Source organism: Aureimonas populi, assembly GCF_017815515.1.
Classification (GTDB): domain Bacteria; phylum Pseudomonadota; class Alphaproteobacteria; order Rhizobiales; family Rhizobiaceae; genus Aureimonas; species Aureimonas populi.
In genome coordinates, this window is sequence record NZ_CP072611.1 from 1,789,493 (window position 1) to 1,806,663 (window position 17,171).

Genomic DNA, 17,171 nt, shown 5'->3' on the forward strand with positions numbered 1-17,171 from the left:
TAATAGGCCGTAGAGGCGAACAAATCCAGAATGATGCGGGGGCCGCGGCGGCAAACACGGCAAAAGGGTTAACGCGGCGCTCCCCGACTTGCCGGCCGTCCGGTTCCGGCTCACATTCCCGGCGGGAAACGGTGAGGAGACAGTCATGGCCGAGGAAAAGAACAGGGGCAAGCCGCAGGATGCGTTGCGCGATGCGGCCGAGCAGGCCGCGCGGGCCTTCCGCGATGCGACGGACCCCGAGCGCGTGGCCCAGGCGCAGGCCGCCATGGGGCTCGATCCGGCCAGGATGCAGGAAACGCTGCGCATGATGGCGGAGCGCGCGCAGGAGCAGTCCAGGGACGCGTATGACCGGGTGAAAGCCGCGGCGGAGGAAGCCGGCAAGGCGATGGAGACGACGGTGGAGAGCGCCCATGGCGGCTCGCTGACGCTTTCCAGGAAGGCGATCGAGGCCATGCGCACCAATGCGGAGATGGGCTTTACGCATCTGGAGAAGCTCGCGGCCGTCAAGTCGCTCTCCGAACTGATCGAACTGCAGACGAGCTATGTCCGCCGCCAGATCGAGACGGCGGCCGAGCAGGCGCGGGAGATGCAGGCGCTGTCGAGGTCCGTGGCGCAGGACATGCTGCGCCCCGCGCGCGAGGCGGCCGACAAGATGCGCGAGCGCGACTGACACGCGTCCGGGCGCAAGCTCCCTCTTGCGGCTTGCGCCCGGACGCGAAAGAATTTATCTGGACCCTCGTGGCGGCGCGGTTCGCGCCTTCGCAAGGCTTGCGGTTGTAGCTCAGCTGGTTAGAGCGTCGGATTGTGGCTCCGAAGGTCGGTGGTTCGAACCCACCCAACCGTACCATTCCTATTTCCTGAAAAGATCGTCCTGCCCCGCCGGGGCCGGCTGGCGACGGCGTTGTGTGGGCTTTGCGGCGGAAGGCTTGCCAGCCGCGATGGCGGAGCGGCGGCGGCGGCCGGCGAACTCCACCTCGAAGGCCATTCCGGGCTGCAATTCGTCCGGGTTCGTGACGGGCCTGTCGTCCTCGCCCCGGATGATGGCATAGCCTCGCTCCAGCACGCGGCGCGGGTCGAGGCTGCCGGCCATCCGCCACGCCGTGTCGACGCGCTCGGTGCGCCGGGCGAGCGCGCGCTCCGTGGTCTGGATGAGCCGCGCTTCCAGAAACTGGAGATGGCGGCGGGCCTCCTGCGAGCGGGATGCCACGATTCGCGGGTTCAGCACCCCGTCCAGCCGCGACAGCGCCTGCCGGCGGCGCCAGAGGATTTGCGTCAGCCCATGCAGGGCGCCCGATTCCGCGTGCCGCAGCGCGCCGCGCCGGTCGCGCAGGAGCGCCTCGAGTCGGTCGAGCTGGAGGCGCGCGGCCGATTCGGCGAACCGGTGGCGGCGCCCGGTCTGGACCTCGCGCAGGGCGCGGTCGAGGCCGGCCGCCGCCTCGTCCAGCCGGCGGCGGGGCAGCCCCAGCAGCATGTCGGGCGAGGGAAGCGCCCGGCCGAGCGCGAGCAGCGTGCGGCGCTGCTCGACGAGCGAGCGCGAGAGCGCCGCGTCGTGGCGCGCGTGGCAGGCGGCCAGCGAGGCCAGAAGCTCGGAGCGCACGGGCACCGCCATCTCGGCCGCGCCCGTGGGGGTGGGCGCGCGGCGGTCGGCCGCGTGGTCGATCAGCGTCCAGTCCGTCTCGTGGCCGACGGCGGAGATGAGCGGGATGGCCGATGCGGCGGCCGCGCGCACCACGGCCTCGTCGTTGAATCCCCAGAGGTCTTCCAGGCTGCCGCCGCCCCGCGCCACGATGAGGAGGTCCGGGCGCGGAACGGGCCCGCGGGCCTCCAGCGCGTTGAATCCCTCGATGGCGGCCGCGACCTCGGCGCCCGAACTCTCCCCCTGCACCCGAACCGGCCAGACGAGGACGCGCACGGGAAACCGGTCCGCGATGCGGTGGCAGATGTCCCGGATCACCGCGCCGGTCGGGGAGGTCACCACCCCGATGACGCGCGGCAGGAAGGGCAGGGGGCGCTTGCGCTCGCGCGCAAACAGCCCCTCGGCCTCCAGCTTGAGCCGGCGCTCGTTGAGAAGCGCCATCAGCGCGCCCGCGCCGGCCGGCTTCAAATCCTCGATGACGATCTGGTACTTCGACGAGCCCGGATAGGTCGTCAGCCTGCCGGTGGCGATGACCTCAAGCCCCTCCTCCGGCTTGAAGGCCAGCTTCTGGAAGGAGGTGCGCCAGACGACCGCCTCCAGCCGCGCGCGCTCGTCCTTCAGCGCGAAATAGGCGTGGCCCGAGGCGTGCGGGCCGCGATAGCCGGAAATCTCCCCGCGCACGCGAACATGGCCGAAATTGTCCTCGACCGTGCGCTTCAGCGCGCCGGAGAGTTCGGAAACCGAATATTCGGTGGCGTTCGTCGCTGGGGTCTCGGCAAGGCTCATGCCGCTATTTGGGGAAGGGCGGGCGCGGCGGTCAAGCCGGGCCTCACCACGCGCCGGCCGCCACTGCCGCCGGGCGGGTTCGCGCCGGGCGCACGCAGCGCGTCTCCGGCACGTCGCCCTCGCCCTCCACCCGGGCGGGCGGCACGAGGTTCTGCAGGCTCTCGCGGATATGGTCCACCAGGGCGCCGACGACCGGCGTATCGCTGTTCTTGCCGCGCATCACCGCGATCTCGGCATCGGGCAGGCGCGGGAATCCCTCCGCCTCGCCCAGAACCCTCATGCCGGGCCGCAGCGCGCATTCGGGCAGAACGCTGACGGCCAGTCCGGCCAGCACGGCCGACGTCACGATCTGCGCCGACCAGCTGGTGAACAGGATGCGGTGCTCGCGCCCCGCCGCGTTCAGCGCGTCGATGCCCTGCCGGCGCCAGTTGCAGTCCGCCCGCCCGATGGCCAGCGGCAGGACCCTCTCCTCATGGGTGGAGTGCGAGGCGGATGTGACGAAGTGCAGCGGCTCGCGCCGCACGATCTCGGACCAGGCATGGGTCTTGGACGGGCAGACGAGGGCGACGTCCAGATGCCCCTTCTCCACATGCTCCACGAGGCTCGATGTCGTCTCGCAGGCGATCTGCAGTTCGACGCGCGGATTGGTGCGCACGAAGCGCGCCATGATCTCGGGCAGGAAGCGCTCGGCATAGTCGTCGGGCAGGCCGATGCGCACATGCCCGGCGATATGGGTCTCATCGAAGGCCGTCAGCGTTTCCTGGCTCAGCGCCAGCATCCGCCGGGCATAGGTCAGGAGGCGCGCACCAGCCTCGGTCAGGCGCACCGCGCGCCCGCCGCGCTCGAACAGCTCGGTGCCCAGCCGCTCTTCCAGCCGCCGCACCTGCATGGAGACGGCCGACTGCGTCTTGAACACCTCGTCGGCCGCGCGCGTGAAGCTGCCCGAATCCACCACGGCGGCGAAGGTGCGAAGCTGGTCGAGATCGAGCGGCGCGGCCATGGCTGCCATCCATCGGTTTCGTTGATGGCTTAGATTATGAACATTCGTTGGTCTGATCAAGCGGTGCGGCGTATCTCCTTGTTCGTCAGGACGACGGACAGGCGCTTCGAGCCTCGCGGGGACCCATCTCGCGCGGCAACGCCCCTCCCTTGTCCATCGCGAAGGAGACGAACGATGAGTGTGATATCCAGGGAAGGCGCCTGCGACGGCGAGATCGGCTGGGCCGGGCGGTTGAGCATCGCCTATGCGGGGCTGCTGGCGCGTGTGAAGGCCCTGCGCAACCGGCGGGCCGCCTATTACATGGCCGACCTGCCCGACCATCTGCTGGCCGATATCGGGCTGAAGCGCGACGATGTGCACGCCGCCCTGAAGGCCGATTGGCGCGAGGACCCGACCTATGTGCTGGCCCGCACCGCCTGCCGACGGAGGAGCAACTGAAGCCCCCGCTCACGGCCGCCGCGCCGATGAAGCGACCCCGCCGAAGCTGAACCGCCGCAAGTCCTGCTTGCGGCGGTTTTTCGTTATTCGCCCTGCGTCTCGGCCGCGTCCCCGATGCGGGTCGCCAGGATCTTGTCGACGCGCCGCCCGTCGAGATCCACCACCTCGAAGCGCCACAGGCCGTAGTCGATGGATTCGCCCACCTCCGGGATGTGGCCGAAGCGGTCGAGGATGAAGCCGGCGAAGGTCTCGTAATCGCGCTCCTTGGGGAAGGATGCGCCCGCGAGCATCCGGTCCACCTCGTCGATCGGCATCCCGGCATCCACCAGATAGGAGCCGTCCGCGCGCTGGATGGCCGAATAGTCCTCGTCCAGCCCCTCGGGCAGGGCGCCCGCGATCGCCGCCAGAATGTCGGTGGGCGTGACGATGCCCTCGAAGGAGCCGTACTCGTCCAGCACGATCGCCACGTGGATGTTGGCCGACTGGAAGCGGTCGAGCAGCTTCAGCGCCGGCATGGATTCGTTGACGTAGAGCGGCTCGCGCAGCGCCTGGCGCAGGTCGATGCCGCCGGTGCGGCGGAACTGGTCCAGAAGCTCCTTGGCCTGGACGACGCCGATGATGTCGTCCTGCTCCTCGCCGCTGACGGGAAAGCGCGAGTGGCCGCTGCCGATGATCTCGTCGAGAATCTCCTCCGGGTCGTCGTCGATGGAGATCCAGGACACGTCGGGGCGGGGCACCATGAGCGAGCGCGCTGTCTTGTCGGCGATGCGCAGGACGCCCTCGATCATCTCGCGCTCCTTCTGCTCGAAGACGCCGCTCTGCGTGCCCTCGGCGATCATCGCCTTGACCTCTTCCTCCGTCACCGAGCTTTCGGTGGCGCCCCCACCCCCCAGAAGCTTGGCCACGGTCTCGGTGGAGAAGCGCAGGAACCAGACCACCGGGGCGCCGACCCGGGCGATCAAAAGCATGATGGGGGCGACGAAGACGGCGATGCGCTCGGAATTGGCCAGCGCGAAGCGCTTGGGCACCAGCTCGCCGAGGATCAGCGAGAGATAGGTGATGACGATGACGACGAGGGCGAAGGCGGTGCCCTGCGCGTAGGCGCCCACCACCGGAAGCGGGTCGAGGATCTCGGCCAGCGGCCCGGCGAAGGCCGAGCCGCCAAAGGCGCCGGCGAAGATGCCCACGAGCGTGATGCCGATCTGCACCGTGGAAAGGAAGCTCGTCGGGTCGTCCACCAGCTTCAGGGCATTGCGCGCGCCCCGGGAGCCCTCGTCGGCCATCTGCTGGAGCCGGGCCCGGCGGGAGGAGACCACCGCGAGCTCCGACATCGCGAAGAATCCATTGAGAAGAATGAGGGCGAAGACGATCAGTGCGTTGGTTAAAAGCATCTCGGCTCCATCGGGCGGATTCTGCCGCTCGATATCAGGCCTCCGTTAAAGCGCCCGGCATAAGGAAAAACCCGCCGGCCGGGCAGGACGGACGGGGATGGGGAATCGTGTCGTCAGCCGGCCTTCGGCGCATGGCGCTCGAACAGGGTCAGCATCTGGCGCATATAGGCTTCCTGGAATGCGCGCCCGGCATCTGCCGCGCCGCCCGGCGGCGTGTCCTTCCCGCGCGCGTCGGCGCTCGGCGCGGGCCGGGCGTTGCGTGCGGGGGATGTCTCGGGAAAGGGGCCTGTCATCTCGACGAAAGGATTGAGGGAGCCGAATGGCAAGAACCCCATATTCGCCGTCATCGCATCGCCGCGCAAGTCCCCAAGCCAGGGGAAGCCGCCTTTCAGCGCATCGGCGAAGAGCTGCTCGAGATAGTTCGCCTCCTGTGGCCGGTCCCGGCGTTCGCCCGTCGCCTCGCCCGGCTGGCGCCCCGTGGCGTCCCGCCAGCCGGACATGCGCATCACGGTTTCCACGGTCATGGCCGCAAGGGCGGGCATCATCCGGCGGATCGTGTCGGGGGCGACGCCGGAGAAGAGGGAAGCGTGGCGGGCCACCGCATCGCTCAACGCGCTGGTGCCGAAGAGGGCGGCCAGCATGGTAGCGCTTGCGGCCTGCGACGAGGCCCCGATGGCGCCTGCGCCGGGCGAAGGGGCGGTGAGGCCCCCGGCCAGCGCGCCCCAGGCCGAAGGGTCGGCGGCGGTGCGCCGCAGGGCAAGCAGGAAGGCGGGCGCCAGCGCGTCGGTAGTCCGGCGCATCTCCTCCTGGCTCAGGCGGAACTCGCCGCGCAGGCGGTCGGTGGCAAGGCCCCAGTCGCCGGCCGCCAGCCAGTCGAAGAAATCGGTCATCTCCCGCTCCCAGGGCGCACGGCGCCGACGCGCCGGCCCCTCGCGGGCCGGAACAGGGAAGAATGGGGCGGCGGGGCCGTCCTGCCAAGTCGCCGTCAATGCGGCGGGCGGCGCGGCCGCCCGGCGTCAATAGATGAGATGGTCGAAGACGCGCGCCATGGAGCGGTCCCAGCGCTCCTCGTAAAGCCGGACCAGTTCCTCGGCCGACGTGGTGCCGCGCGCCACCACCTCCTCCAGAGGGGCGAGGAACACGCTTTCGTCGTGGCCCTCCTCGTTCAGCCGGGCGCGGGCGACGAGGCCGGCGCGGGCGATGTCGAGGCTGGCGCGGGCGATGTCGAGCACCGTCCCGCCGCGGAACGGGGTGCGCAGGCCCGAGCGCGGCACCTCGGCGCGCAGCGCCGAGACTTCCTCGAAGCTCCAGTCCCTGGTCAGCGCCTCGGCCCCGTCCAGCGCCCCGTCGTCGTAGAGAAGGCCCACCCAGTAGGCGGGCAGGGCGCAGATGCGCCGCCAGGGGCCGCCATCGGCGCCGCGCATCTCCAGGAAGCGCTTCAGCCGCACATCGGGAAAGAGGGTGGAGAGATGGTTGGTCCAGTCTCCCATGGTCGGCTCGGGCGAGGCGATCCGGCCCTTGAGCGCGCCGTCCAGGAACTGCCGGAAGGTGACGTCGGTCGCCTGCGTGTAGCGGCCTTCGCGCATGACGAAGTACATCGGCACGTCCAGCGCCCATTCCACATAGTCGCGGTAGGAGAAGCCGGGCTCGAAGGCGAAGGGCAGGAGGCCCGAGCGCGCATTGTCCACATCCGCCCAGACGGCCGAGCGCCAGGAGACGAGGCCGTTCGGCCGCCCCTCCGTGAAGGGCGAATTGGCGAAGAGCGCAGAGGCGACCGGCTGGAGAGCCATGCCGATGCGCATCTTGCGCGCCATGTCGGCCTGCGAGGAGAAGTCGAGATTGACCTGGATGGTGGCGGTGCGGAACATCATGTCGAGCCCCCGCGTGCCCACCTGCGGCATGTAGCGCGCCATGATGTCGTAGCGCGACTTGGGCATTCGCGGCGTCTCGTCCAGCGTCCAGAGCGGGCTGGAGCCGATGCCGAGGAACTGGATGCCCAGCTCCGCCGCCACGCGCCGCACATCGGCCAGATGCGCGTTCGATTCGCGGCAGGTCTCATGGATGCTGCGCAGCGGCGCGCCCGAAAGCTCGAACTGCCCCCCGGGCTCGAGCGAGATGGCGCCCCCGCCATCGGCCCCTGCAAGGCCGATGATGCGTCCCTCGTCGAGAATCGCTTCCCAGCCCGACAGCGCCTGAAGCCCTTCCAGAAGCGCGCGGATGCCGCGTTCGCCCTCATAGGGAACGGGCGAGAGATCCTCGGCGTAGAAGCCGAATTTCTCGTGCTCGGTGCCGATGCGGAAAGCCTCTGCCGGCTTCTCGCCGGCCGCGATGTCGGCGACGAGATCGTCGATCGAGCCGATGGAGGTGAGGTCGGTTGTGTCGCGCGCCATCTGTAAAGTCCGGTCGGGTGGCCTTGGTTTTTACCGCTCGGCCGAGAAGGGGCAAGGTCGCGCGTCTCTCGCCGCCTTCGGCGCGCATTGCAAGCGCTTTCGCACCATGGGCGGCGAAGACGCCGCGTTCACCGGGCGTCGCCCGCGATCGCCTGGATCAGCGCCAGCGCCGCCACGGCGGCGGTGTCGGCCCTGAGAATGCGCGGTCCGAGCGAGATCGGCGTCACGAAGTCGCATGAGCGCAGAAGCGCCCGCTCCTCGCCGGAAAATCCGCCCTCCGGGCCGACGAGAAGGGCGAGCGGCGCGCCGGCGAAGGGCGCGAGAAGGGCGGCGGGGCTCGCGCAATCCTCGCGCTCGTCGCAGAAGAAGAGGCGCCGGCTCCCGTCCCATTCCTCGAGGACGGGGCCGAGCTTCGCCAGCGGCCGGCATTGCGGCACGCTGAGGATGCCGCATTGTTCGGCGGCCTCCACGGCATTGGCGCGCATCCGCTCCACGTTCAGGCGCGGGTTCTGCGTGTGCTGTGTCATCACCGGCTCCAGCACGCCCGCCCCCATCTCCACCGCCTTCTGGACCATGTAGTCGAGGCGCGCGGCCTTGAGCGGGGCGAACAGATAGCGCAGGTCCGGGGGCGGCGTCTGCTCGCGCACCCGCTCCACGGGCACGAGGTCCACGCGCTTCTTCGACGGCCGCTCCACGCGCGCCAGCCACTCCCCGTCGCGGCCGTTGAACAGGAGAAGCCCGGCCCCGTCGGAAAGCCGCAGCACGTTGCCGAGATAGTTCGCCTGCTCGGGCGAGGCGGGCAGGACGCTCCCCGCGCGAAGATCTGCCTCGACGAAGAGCCGCTGCGCCTTGAAGTCGTAATCGGGCATCGCCTGGCCTTTCCCGCATTCGCCGCCCGAAACCTATGGCGGCACCCTTCGTTGTCACGGCGGACAACGAGCGGCGCTTCTCGCCGCTCTTCCGGAGAAGCAGACATGGATTTGGGCATCAAGGGGCGCGTGGCCATCATCACCGGCGCCAGCGACGGCATGGGCTGGGCCACGGCGCAGCTTCTGGCACAGGAGGGCGTCCGGCTGGTGCTGTCCGACCTGAAGACGGACCAGCTCGAAAAGGAGTGCGAGACGCTCGGCGCCGACGCGCTCTGCGTGAAGGCGGACGTGACCGACCAGGCGCAGGTGGACGCGCTGGTGGCCCGGGCCGTGGAACGCTTCGGCACAGTGGACATCGTCATCCACACGGCCGGCGTCACCGGGGCGAAAGGCCACCCGCTGGAGGTGGGGGACGAGGATTACGAAGACGCCTGGAGGATCGATTTCCTCTCCGCGGTGCATGTGGCGCGCGCGAGCTTTCCCGTCATGCGCAAGGGCGGCTGGGGCCGCTTCGTGTGCATCACCTCCGAGAATGCGGTGCAGCCCTATTGGAATGAGGCGACCTATAATGCCGCCAAGGCGGCCCTCGCCGCCTTCGTGAAGAACCTGTCCTACAAGGAGGCCGGGAACGGCATCCTGTGCAACACGGTTTCCCCCGCCTTCATCGAGACCCCGATGACGGACGGCATGATGGAGAAACGGGCGAAGGAGAAAGGCGTCTCCTTCGAGGAGGCTGTGGAAAGCTTCCTGGAGGAGGAGCGCCCCGGCATCGCCCTGAAGCGGCGGGGCCGCGCGGAGGAGGTGGCGGCGGTGATCGCGCTCGTCGTCTCCGAGCGCGGTTCCTTCATGAACGGCGGCAATGTGCGCGTCGATGGCTCCGTGCAGTCCGTGCAGAACTGACCCCTCGAAAGAGAAAGCCGCCGGCCCTCGTGCGTCGGCGGCTTTCGGTTCGACCGGCTCCGCTCAGTTGTTCGGGCCGTCTATATGCTTGGCGGGAACCGGGTCCGAGGCGGGAAAGGTATCGTCGAGCGATTCGTCGCGATCCTCTTCCCGGTTCATCGGCCGTTCCTGCGCGCCGGGCTGATCTCGGTTCTCGGGATCGGCCTGGTGTTTCGGGTCGTTGCCCTTGGCGATGTCGGACATCGTCGTTCTCCTTGTTTCGCTGCCCGAAACGGGCGGGGGCCCCAAGCGTTCCGGCGCAGCTCACCTGCCTTCGAGCGCCTGCGCGTAAAGGAGGGCATCCTCGCGTGAGAAGCAGCAAAGAAGGATCAGCGAAAAGTCCCCTTCATCGGCCGCCGCGAACGCCTGGCTGACCGCGATCCTCGCCGCGCGCTCCTTGGGAAAACCGTAGACCCCGGTGGAGATCGCCGGGAAGGCGAGGCTCGAGACGCCGTTCTGCCGGGCCAGCGCGAAGGAGGCGCGATAGGCGCTGGCGAGAGCCTCGTCCTCGCCGCGCTGGCCGCCGCGCCAGACCGGCCCCACCGTATGGATGACGCGCCGCGCCGGCAGCTTGTAGCCGAAGGTGATGCGCGCCTCGCCGGTCGGGCACCCGCCGATGGAGCGGCATTCGTCCAGAAGCTCCGGCCCCGCCTTGCGGTGGATGGCGCCGTCCACGCCGCCGCCGCCGAGCAGGCTCTCATTGGCCGCGTTCACGATGGCGTCGAGCGTCAGCGTGGTGATGTCGGCGGTGATGACCTCCACCCGGCAGCCATTGCGTTCCACAAGCATCGTCCAGCTCCCTGATGCCCGGGCCGGCGCTCCGCCGTCCCCGTCTGTGGGAGTTGGGGCGCCGCGGCGCCGGGTTCAATCGCCGGTGGGCGTCGCGGGCAGTGATGGGGGGCGAGAGGCGGGGCGGAAAGCAAGAAGGCCGCCCCGCGGCGGCCTTCTTCGGATGCTTTGGGGAGCTGGCCCTACTGGACGCTGGAGCCGAAGAGGCGGGCGAGCGGATTGCGGCTTTCGCCCCCGATGCTCGCCTGGCGCATCACGCCCGTCTCGGCATAGACCCGGCCGCCGTCCTGGCCGGGGCCGATGACGATCACCTTCGCGCCGTTCCCCACCCGTTCGTAGAGATGGGTGACATCCTCGTTCATCATGCGGATGCAGCCGGAGGAAAGGTTCTGGCCGATGGTCCAGGGCTGGTTGGTGCCGTGGATGCGGAACAGCGTGTCGCGGCCGCCCTGGTAGAGATAGAGCGCGCGCGCGCCGAGCGGGTTGTCGGGTCCGCCCTCCATGTAGGCGGGCAGGATGCGGCCCTTGGCGGCTTCGCGCTTGCGCATGGCGGCCGGCGGCGTCCAGCCGGGCCATTCCGCCTTGCGGCCCACGGTGGCCGAGCCGGCCCAGGTGAAGCCCTCCTTGCCCACGCCCACGCCATAGCGGGTCGCGCGGCCCTCGCCTTCCACGTAGTAGAGGAACTTGCGGTCGGTATCGACGATGATGGTGCCGGGGCGCTCGCGCGTCTCGATGGAGACCTGGTGGCGGTCGAAGCGCGCGTCCGGGCGCGGCATGGTCTGGGCCGAGCGGGCCTGGCCCTGCTGCTGGCGGCGGATCTGCGCGCGCGTCTCGGGCGTGCCTTCCTGCCAGCTCTGCTGGCCGAAGTCGTAATAGCGCGCCTGCTGGGCGCTGGCGGGCATGGCCGTGGCCACGGTGGCAAGGCCGGCGAACAGCGCCACGGCCATCTTCGTCGAAATCGTCATGCGTTCAGCCTTTTTTTGTCGTTCGGGCGGCGGGGCCACCCCTCCAGCGGTTTATCCGTCAATGCAGATGGAAGCTTCATCGCTCCGCGCCACGCTCTCGCCATAATGTGATCACGGGGCAGGTGTGGCTTTCAGATCACGATCACGGCGGCGCCCACGGGCACGCGTTCATAGAGGTCGATCACATCCTCGTTGCGCATGCGGATGCAGCCGGATGAGACGGCGCGGCCGATGGTCCAGGGCTGGTTGGTGCCGTGGATGCGGTAGAGCGTGGAGCCCAGATAGAGCGCGCGCGCGCCCAGCGGGTTCTCCGGCCCGCCGGGCATGTGCGCCGGCAGGATCACGCCCTTGGCGCGCTCGCGCGCGATCATGGATTGCGGCGGCGTCCACCCCGGCCACTCGGCCTTGCGCGACACCCTTTCGCGGCCCTTCCAGGAAAAGCCCTCGCGCCCCACGCCCACGCCGTAGCGGCGGGCCTTTCCGCCCGGCTCCACGAGGTAGAGGAACTTGGCGCCGGTATCGATCACGATGGTGCCCGGCGCGTGGCGCGCCTCGTAGCGCACGATCTGCGGCAGGAAGGCCGGGTCGAGGCCGCCCTGCGGCTGCACCCGCCGCACGGCGACGGCCTGCGGCGGCGGCGGCGGGGCGGGGTGGACGAGAACCGGCGGCGGCGCCGGGCGGGCCATGCGCGGATCGGCGAAGGAGCCGAGCGGTTGCAGGGGGCCGCCGCCCTTGGGCACCACCGCCACGGGCAGATTGCCCTCGAAGACGACCTGGCCCGGATGGTAGGGCTCCACGAGGCGCGGCCGCGTATAGGCGACGCCCACGCCGCTGGCCGGCGAAAGCTGCAGCACGCGCTCGGCCGCCAGCGTCCGGTCCAGATAGACCCGGTCGGCCGCATCGCCCGCGCCGGCCGCGGCGCAAAGCGCAAGGAGCGCGGCGAGCGCGAGGCCCGCCTTGGTGCGAATGGACATGGGAGGCATCCTCGTGCCGTTCAGACTTGGGGCGAGGATGGGGCGCAAAGCGCCAATCGATGGTGAACGAAGCGGCTCGTCGCGCGCGCCCGCGCGGCAAGTTCTTGAAGACGGTTAGCGAAGGGTTAACGGCGTTATCGCACGTACCGCCGCGCATCGCGCAGCACGGCCGGCAGGAACGGGGCGGCATCGCCCTTGCGCATCCCCGGCTTCAGGCGCGGATCGTAGAGCATGTTCAGCATCAGCCGGTCGTATCGCGTGAAGGTGGTTGCGCGCGAACGGTCGTTGAAGACGCTTTGCATGGCGTCGGGATTGTCCGCCAGCGGCCCCAGCCCCTGCAACACCTCCTCGACGAGGCAGCGGCGGAAGCGCGGTTCGCCCTCGTCCGAGACGATGATCGCGTCGGAACGGATGATCCCCTTTTCCGAGAAGTTCGCGCGCACGATGCAATGGCCCGGCACCCGCATGAAGGGGTTGCTGTAGATCCGCCGCCCGATGCTCTGGTACTGCGCGCGGTCCACCACATGCACGGTGAAGTCGGCCCGCTCCGCCGGCCCGGCCATGCGCGTGCGCAGCCCCGCGACCGAACCGCCGATCTCGGCCACGAAGGCTTCCACGGCCGCCCGCCGGTCGATGGCAGCGCCCTGCTCCACCCGAAAGCGCACGGGCCGCGTGAACTTCTTCAGATAGCCCGAATCGCTGAAGGGGCCGGATATCTCGGCGGTGAAGACCACCCGGTTGAACCCCTCGATCATCGCCACGTCGTCCGGCAGCTTTTCGCGCGCGTGGGCCTGGGCCGTGAGGAAGACGAGGGCGGCGAGGATGAGGTAAAGCGGCATCGGGGTCCTTCGGCAGGAGAAGCTTCCTTTGTGAAAGCTCGCGACGAAACGTTCAAGCTTGCGCGGCCGGGCCCGGACGGGCATCACCGCGAAATGAACGGACTTCTTCACGGCGCGGACGGCACCGCGCGCTGCGCATGGGCCGGCGGCGACGCGCTTTACGGCCGCTATCACGACCACGAATGGGGCCGCCCGCAGGGCGGGCGCCGCGCGCTCTACGAGAAGCTGTGCCTGGAAGGCTTCCAGGCGGGCCTTTCCTGGATCACCATCCTGCGCAAGCGCGAGGCCTTCCGCGCGCTTTTCGAGGGGTTCGAGGTGGAGCGCGTCGCCGCCATGGGCGAGGCCGAGATAGACCGGATCGCGGCCGATGCGCGCATCATCCGCCATCGCGGCAAGGTCGCCTCCACCGTCAACAATGCGCGGGCGGTGATCGCGCTGGAGCAGAAGGAGGGTCGCTCCTTCGCCGCCTTCCTCTGGAGCTTCGAGCCGGGGCGCGAGGAGCGGCCCGATCTCGTGACGCGCGAGTGGGTCGCGGCGAACACGATCACGCCCGCCTCGGCCCGGCTGTCGAAGGCGCTGAAGCACCACGGCTTCAGCTTCGTCGGCCCCACCACCTGCCACGCCTTCATGGAGGCGATGGGCTTCGTCAACGACCATGTGGAGGGCTGCGCCTGCCGCGCCCCCTGCGAGGAGGAGCGGGCCGCCTTCGAGCGTCCGCGCTGAGGGTGGACGCTCCAACTTGAAGCCATGGGCCCCATCCGGTAGGACGCGGGGCATCTTCAACAATCCATTGATCGCCCATCCCGTCGATCCGTTCGGAAAATCTCGTCATGGCCGCCAAGAAGAAGCCCACCCGCGTCAAGGCGCGCGCGCCGCGCGGCTTCGTGGACCGCAACGCCGACGACCTGCGCGCGCAGGAGCGGATGCTGGCCACGATCCGGCGCGTCTACGAGACCTACGGCTTCGAGCCGGTGGAAACGCCCTTCCTCGAATACACCGACGCGCTGGGCAAGTTCCTGCCCGATAGCGACCGGCCGAACGAGGGCGTGTTCTCGCTGCAGGACGACGACGAGGAATGGCTGTCGCTGCGCTACGACCTGACCGCGCCGCTGGCGCGCTACGTGGCGGAGAATTTCGAGGACCTGCCCAAGCCCTATCGAAGCTACCGGGCCGGCTATGTCTTCCGCAACGAGAAGCCGGGGCCGGGGCGCTTCCGCCAGTTCATGCAGTTCGACGCCGACATCGTGGGCGCGCCGAACGTCTCGGCCGACGCCGAGATGGCCATGATGATGGCCGACACGATGGAGGCGCTCGGCATCGGGCGCGGCCAGTACGTGATCCGGGTGAACAACCGCAAGGTGCTCGACGGCGTGCTGGAGGCCATCGGCCTTTCCGGAGACGAGAAGGCCGGCCAGCGCCTGACCGTGCTGCGCGCGCTCGACAAGCACGACAAGTTCGGCGACGAGGGCGTGCGGCTTCTCCTCGGCGCGGGCCGCAAGGACGAGAGCGGCGACTTCACCAAGGGGGCGGAACTCGGCCCCGAGGCGATCGACCGCGTGATGGGACTGTTCGCCGGCTCCACCCAGGGCTCGCGGCTCGATGCCATCCGCGCGGCCTTTGCCGGCGCGGCCATGGTGGAGGAGGGCGCGGACGAGCTTTCCCGGATCGAGGCCGCCAGCCGCGCGGCAGGCTATGGCGAGGATCGCATCCTGATTGACCCTTCCGTCGTGCGCGGCCTGGAATATTACACCGGCCCGGTCTTCGAGGCCGAGCTCCTGTTCGATGTCGTCAACGAGAAGGGCGAGAAGGTGCGCTTCGGCTCGGTCGGCGGCGGCGGGCGTTATGACGGGCTGGTCTCGCGGTTCCTCTCCACCCCCGTTCCCGCCACCGGCTTCTCCATCGGCGTCTCGCGCCTTCAGGCGGCGCTCAAGAATCTCGGCCGGCTGGAGGGCGCGGCGGCGACCGGCCCCATCGTCGTCACGGTCATGGACCGCGACCGCATGGCCGACTACCAGGCGATGGCCGCCCGGCTGCGCAACGCGCTGAACGGGCCGGGCAGGCCGGTCGTGCCCGTCGAGGTCTTCCAGGGCAATCCCAAGCAGTTCGGCAAGCAGCTTCAATATGCCGACCGGCGGGGCTCGCCGGTGGTCGTCATCCAGGGCGGCGACGAGAAGGCGGCCGGCAAGCTGCAGGTGAAGGACCTGGCGCTCGGCAAGGAGATGGCCGCCGGCATCGAGGACAACGCCGAATGGCGCGAGGCGCGCGCGGGCCAGGAGCTCGTGGACGAGGCCGATCTCGTCGACGCCGTGCGGCGCATTCTCGATGCGCGGGCGGGGCGGGAATGAACGGCCTTCCCCCCTTCGAGGAGGGGCTGCGCGTCTTCTTCCGCGAGCGCGGCGCGCAGATCGTCGACGTGCCCGTTCTCCAGCCCGCCGAGCCCTATCTCGACACGGCGGGCGAGGCGCTGCGCCGGCGCATCTTCCTCACGCGCGGGGAGGGCGGGCGCTCGCTGTGCCTGCGTCCCGACTTCACCATCCCCGTCGCCATCGCCCATATCGAGCGCGGCGAGGCGCTGCCGCAGCGCTACGCCTATTCCGGCATCGTCTTCCGGCAGGACCGCGAGGGCTCGGCCGAGTTCCGGCAGGCCGGCATCGAGGATCTGGGCACGCCCGACGTGGCGGGCGCGGATGCGGCCGCCGTGGCGGACGCGGCCCATGCGCTGGCGGCCTGCGGCGTCGCGCCCGGCGCGGCCGAGACGGTTCTGGGCGACCAGGCCCTGTTCGAGGCGTTCCTGCGCACGCTCGGCCTGCCGGCCGGCTGGCAGCGCCGCCTCATCGGCACCTTCGGCCACGACGAGGCGCTGCGCTCCGCCCTCGAGGGCCTTGCGAGCGGCAGCGGGGCCGCCTCAATCGCTTCCGTTCCCGAGCGCCTCCTGGACCTGGCGCGGGCCGGAGACGAGGCGCGGCTGACGGAGGAGATCGCCAGCCGCATGGAGGAGGGCGGCCTGCCGCCCAATCGCGGCCGCACTCCCGGCGAGGTGGCGCGCCGCCTGATCGAGAAGGTCGCGGTGGCCGAGGCGCGGCTCGACGCCGGGCTCCTGGCGCGCCTTCGCCGCTTCCTCGCCATCGACTGCCCCTTGAGCGAGGCGCAAGGCGAGCTTGCCGCGCTCGGCGGCCATCTCGGCCCCTCGCTCACCCTCTTCGCGAGCCGCAACGAGGCGCTCGGCGCGGCCGGGCTCGATCTTTCGCGCATCCGCTACCGGGCCGCCTTCGGCCGCCCGCTCGATTACTATACCGGCATGGTCTTCGAGATGTCCGTGCCGGGCGCGGCGGGGCCGCTGGCGGGCGGCGGGCGCTACGACAGGCTCGTCTCCTATCTCGGCGCGCCCGAGCCCATCCCCGCCGTCGGCTTCTCGCTGTGGCTCGACAGGCTCGCCCCCTTCACGGAGAGCCTGGCATGAGCGTCGTCCTCGCGATCCCCTCCAAGGGGCGGCTGAAGGAGAACAGCGTGGCGGCGCTGTCGCGCGCGGGCATCCGCGTGGTGGCCAGCGAGGATGCGCGCTCCTACCGCACCCGCGTGGAGGGCATGGAGGGGCTGGAGGTGCTGCTGCTCTCGGCCTCCGAGATCGCCCGCGAGCTCCGCGACGGGGCCATCCATTTCGGCGTGACGGGCGAGGACCTTCTGCGCGAGACCGTGCCCGACCTTGCCCCGGCCATCGAGATCGTCGCCCCGCTCGGCTTCGGCCATGCCGACGTGATCGTGGCCGTGCCCGATTCCTGGGCGGATGTGCACACGATGGAGGATTTGAACGATGTCGCCGGCTCCTTCCGCCTGCGGCATGGCCGGCGCCTGCGCATCGCCACGAAGTACTGGCGGCTGACGCAGGGCTTCTTCACCCGCGCGCACGGCATCCAGACCTACCGGATCGTGGAAAGCCTCGGCGCGACGGAAGGGGCGCCCGCGGCGGGCTCGGCCGACATCATCGTCGACATCACCTCGTCGGGCTCCACGCTCTCGGCCAACCGGCTGCGCGTCCTGTCGGACGGCAAGATATTGTCCTCGCAGGCCTGTCTGGCTCGCGCGCGGACGGCGCCGGTGGACGCGGCGGGTACCGCCACGGTGGCCGAGATCGTCAGGCGCTTTTCCGCCTGAGAC

18 protein-coding genes and 1 tRNA gene are annotated in these 17,171 nt (G+C 70.0%); 8 read left to right on the forward strand and 11 right to left on the reverse strand.

Annotated features, from left to right (window positions below; genetic code table 11):
• The first annotated feature begins 145 nt into the window (after positions 1 to 145).
• Together J7654_RS08225 and J7654_RS08230 are read left to right on the forward strand one after the other, a co-directional pair.
• A complete protein-coding gene (locus J7654_RS08225; protein WP_245195720.1) occupies positions 146 to 670 on the forward strand; it encodes a phasin family protein in 525 nt (174 codons plus the stop codon).
• 100 nt (positions 671 to 770) lie between these two features.
• Positions 771 to 847: transfer RNA gene (locus J7654_RS08230), tRNA-His, on the forward strand.
• 3 nt (positions 848 to 850) lie between these two features.
• On the opposite strand, the gene xseA is transcribed toward J7654_RS08230, so the two are convergent.
• Positions 851 to 2,422, reverse strand: coding sequence for an exodeoxyribonuclease VII large subunit (gene xseA / locus J7654_RS08235; RefSeq protein ID WP_209739816.1), 1,572 nt, complete (start codon positions 2,420 to 2,422; stop codon positions 851 to 853).
• Positions 2,423 to 2,465: 43 nt separating this feature from the next.
• Positions 2,466 to 3,422, reverse strand: a complete 957-nt coding sequence (locus J7654_RS08240) for a LysR substrate-binding domain-containing protein (protein WP_209739817.1) — start codon at positions 3,420 to 3,422, stop codon at positions 2,466 to 2,468.
• A gap of 174 nt (positions 3,423 to 3,596) precedes the next feature.
• On the opposite strand from J7654_RS08240, the gene J7654_RS08245 reads away from it, so the two are divergent.
• Positions 3,597 to 3,860: a YjiS-like domain-containing protein gene (locus J7654_RS08245; protein ID WP_209739820.1), complete on the forward strand. Its 264-nt coding sequence runs from the start codon at positions 3,597 to 3,599 to the stop codon at positions 3,858 to 3,860.
• Positions 3,861 to 3,943: 83 nt separating this feature from the next.
• On the opposite strand, the gene J7654_RS08250 is transcribed toward J7654_RS08245, so the two are convergent.
• From J7654_RS08250 to J7654_RS08265, 4 genes are all read right to left on the reverse strand, one after another.
• Complete coding sequence (locus tag J7654_RS08250) at positions 3,944 to 5,251, reverse strand: hemolysin family protein (protein ID WP_209739823.1); 1,308 nt, start codon at positions 5,249 to 5,251, stop codon at positions 3,944 to 3,946.
• Between the two features lie 113 nt (positions 5,252 to 5,364).
• A complete protein-coding gene (locus J7654_RS08255) occupies positions 5,365 to 6,141 on the reverse strand; it encodes a hypothetical protein (RefSeq protein ID WP_209739826.1) in 777 nt (258 codons plus the stop codon).
• A gap of 126 nt (positions 6,142 to 6,267) precedes the next feature.
• Positions 6,268 to 7,641: a glutamate--cysteine ligase gene (locus J7654_RS08260; RefSeq protein ID WP_209739829.1), complete on the reverse strand. Its 1,374-nt coding sequence runs from the start codon at positions 7,639 to 7,641 to the stop codon at positions 6,268 to 6,270.
• Positions 7,642 to 7,769: 128 nt separating this feature from the next.
• Positions 7,770 to 8,510 carry a 16S rRNA (uracil(1498)-N(3))-methyltransferase gene (locus tag J7654_RS08265; protein WP_209739830.1) on the reverse strand — a complete coding sequence of 247 codons (741 nt, stop codon included), beginning with the start codon at positions 8,508 to 8,510 and terminating at the stop codon, positions 7,770 to 7,772.
• 105 nt (positions 8,511 to 8,615) lie between these two features.
• On the opposite strand from J7654_RS08265, the gene J7654_RS08270 reads away from it, so the two are divergent.
• Complete coding sequence (locus J7654_RS08270; RefSeq protein WP_209739835.1) at positions 8,616 to 9,410, forward strand: SDR family NAD(P)-dependent oxidoreductase; 795 nt, start codon at positions 8,616 to 8,618, stop codon at positions 9,408 to 9,410.
• A gap of 63 nt (positions 9,411 to 9,473) precedes the next feature.
• Here J7654_RS08270 and J7654_RS08275 read toward each other — a convergent pair whose 3' ends face one another.
• From J7654_RS08275 to J7654_RS08295, 5 genes are all read right to left on the reverse strand, one after another.
• Entirely contained in the window at positions 9,474 to 9,653 is a 180-nt protein-coding gene (locus J7654_RS08275) for a hypothetical protein (RefSeq protein ID WP_209739838.1), read from the reverse strand.
• A gap of 60 nt (positions 9,654 to 9,713) precedes the next feature.
• Complete coding sequence (locus J7654_RS08280; protein WP_209739842.1) at positions 9,714 to 10,238, reverse strand: O-acetyl-ADP-ribose deacetylase; 525 nt, start codon at positions 10,236 to 10,238, stop codon at positions 9,714 to 9,716.
• A 182-nt stretch (positions 10,239 to 10,420) separates the two neighbouring features.
• The gene (locus J7654_RS08285) at positions 10,421 to 11,203 is read right to left on the reverse strand and encodes a L,D-transpeptidase (RefSeq protein WP_245195721.1); all 783 of its coding nucleotides are present in this window, start codon (positions 11,201 to 11,203) and stop codon (positions 10,421 to 10,423) included.
• A 131-nt stretch (positions 11,204 to 11,334) separates the two neighbouring features.
• Complete coding sequence (locus tag J7654_RS08290) at positions 11,335 to 12,177, reverse strand: L,D-transpeptidase (RefSeq protein WP_209739845.1); 843 nt, start codon at positions 12,175 to 12,177, stop codon at positions 11,335 to 11,337.
• 134 nt (positions 12,178 to 12,311) lie between these two features.
• Positions 12,312 to 13,016, reverse strand: coding sequence for a DUF2927 domain-containing protein (locus J7654_RS08295; protein ID WP_209739848.1), 705 nt, complete (start codon positions 13,014 to 13,016; stop codon positions 12,312 to 12,314).
• Between the two features lie 93 nt (positions 13,017 to 13,109).
• On the opposite strand from J7654_RS08295, the gene J7654_RS08300 reads away from it, so the two are divergent.
• The 4 genes from J7654_RS08300 to hisG all read left to right on the forward strand — a co-directional run bounded on the left by J7654_RS08300 (position 13,110) and on the right by hisG (position 17,168).
• Positions 13,110 to 13,739, forward strand: a complete 630-nt coding sequence (locus J7654_RS08300) for a DNA-3-methyladenine glycosylase I (protein ID WP_209739851.1) — start codon at positions 13,110 to 13,112, stop codon at positions 13,737 to 13,739.
• Positions 13,740 to 13,846: 107 nt separating this feature from the next.
• Positions 13,847 to 15,361 carry a histidine--tRNA ligase gene (hisS, locus tag J7654_RS08305; RefSeq protein WP_209739853.1) on the forward strand — a complete coding sequence of 505 codons (1,515 nt, stop codon included), beginning with the start codon at positions 13,847 to 13,849 and terminating at the stop codon, positions 15,359 to 15,361.
• Positions 15,358 to 16,476 (forward strand): ATP phosphoribosyltransferase regulatory subunit, encoded by a 1,119-nt coding sequence (locus J7654_RS08310; protein ID WP_209739856.1) that lies wholly within the window; start codon positions 15,358 to 15,360, stop codon positions 16,474 to 16,476. Before hisS ends, J7654_RS08310 begins: the two co-directional genes overlap by 4 nt.
• On the forward strand, positions 16,473 to 17,168 hold the full coding sequence (hisG, locus tag J7654_RS08315) for an ATP phosphoribosyltransferase (RefSeq protein ID WP_209739859.1): 696 nt from the start codon (positions 16,473 to 16,475) through the stop codon (positions 17,166 to 17,168). Before J7654_RS08310 ends, hisG begins: the two co-directional genes overlap by 4 nt.
• Positions 17,169 to 17,171 lie beyond the last annotated feature (3 nt).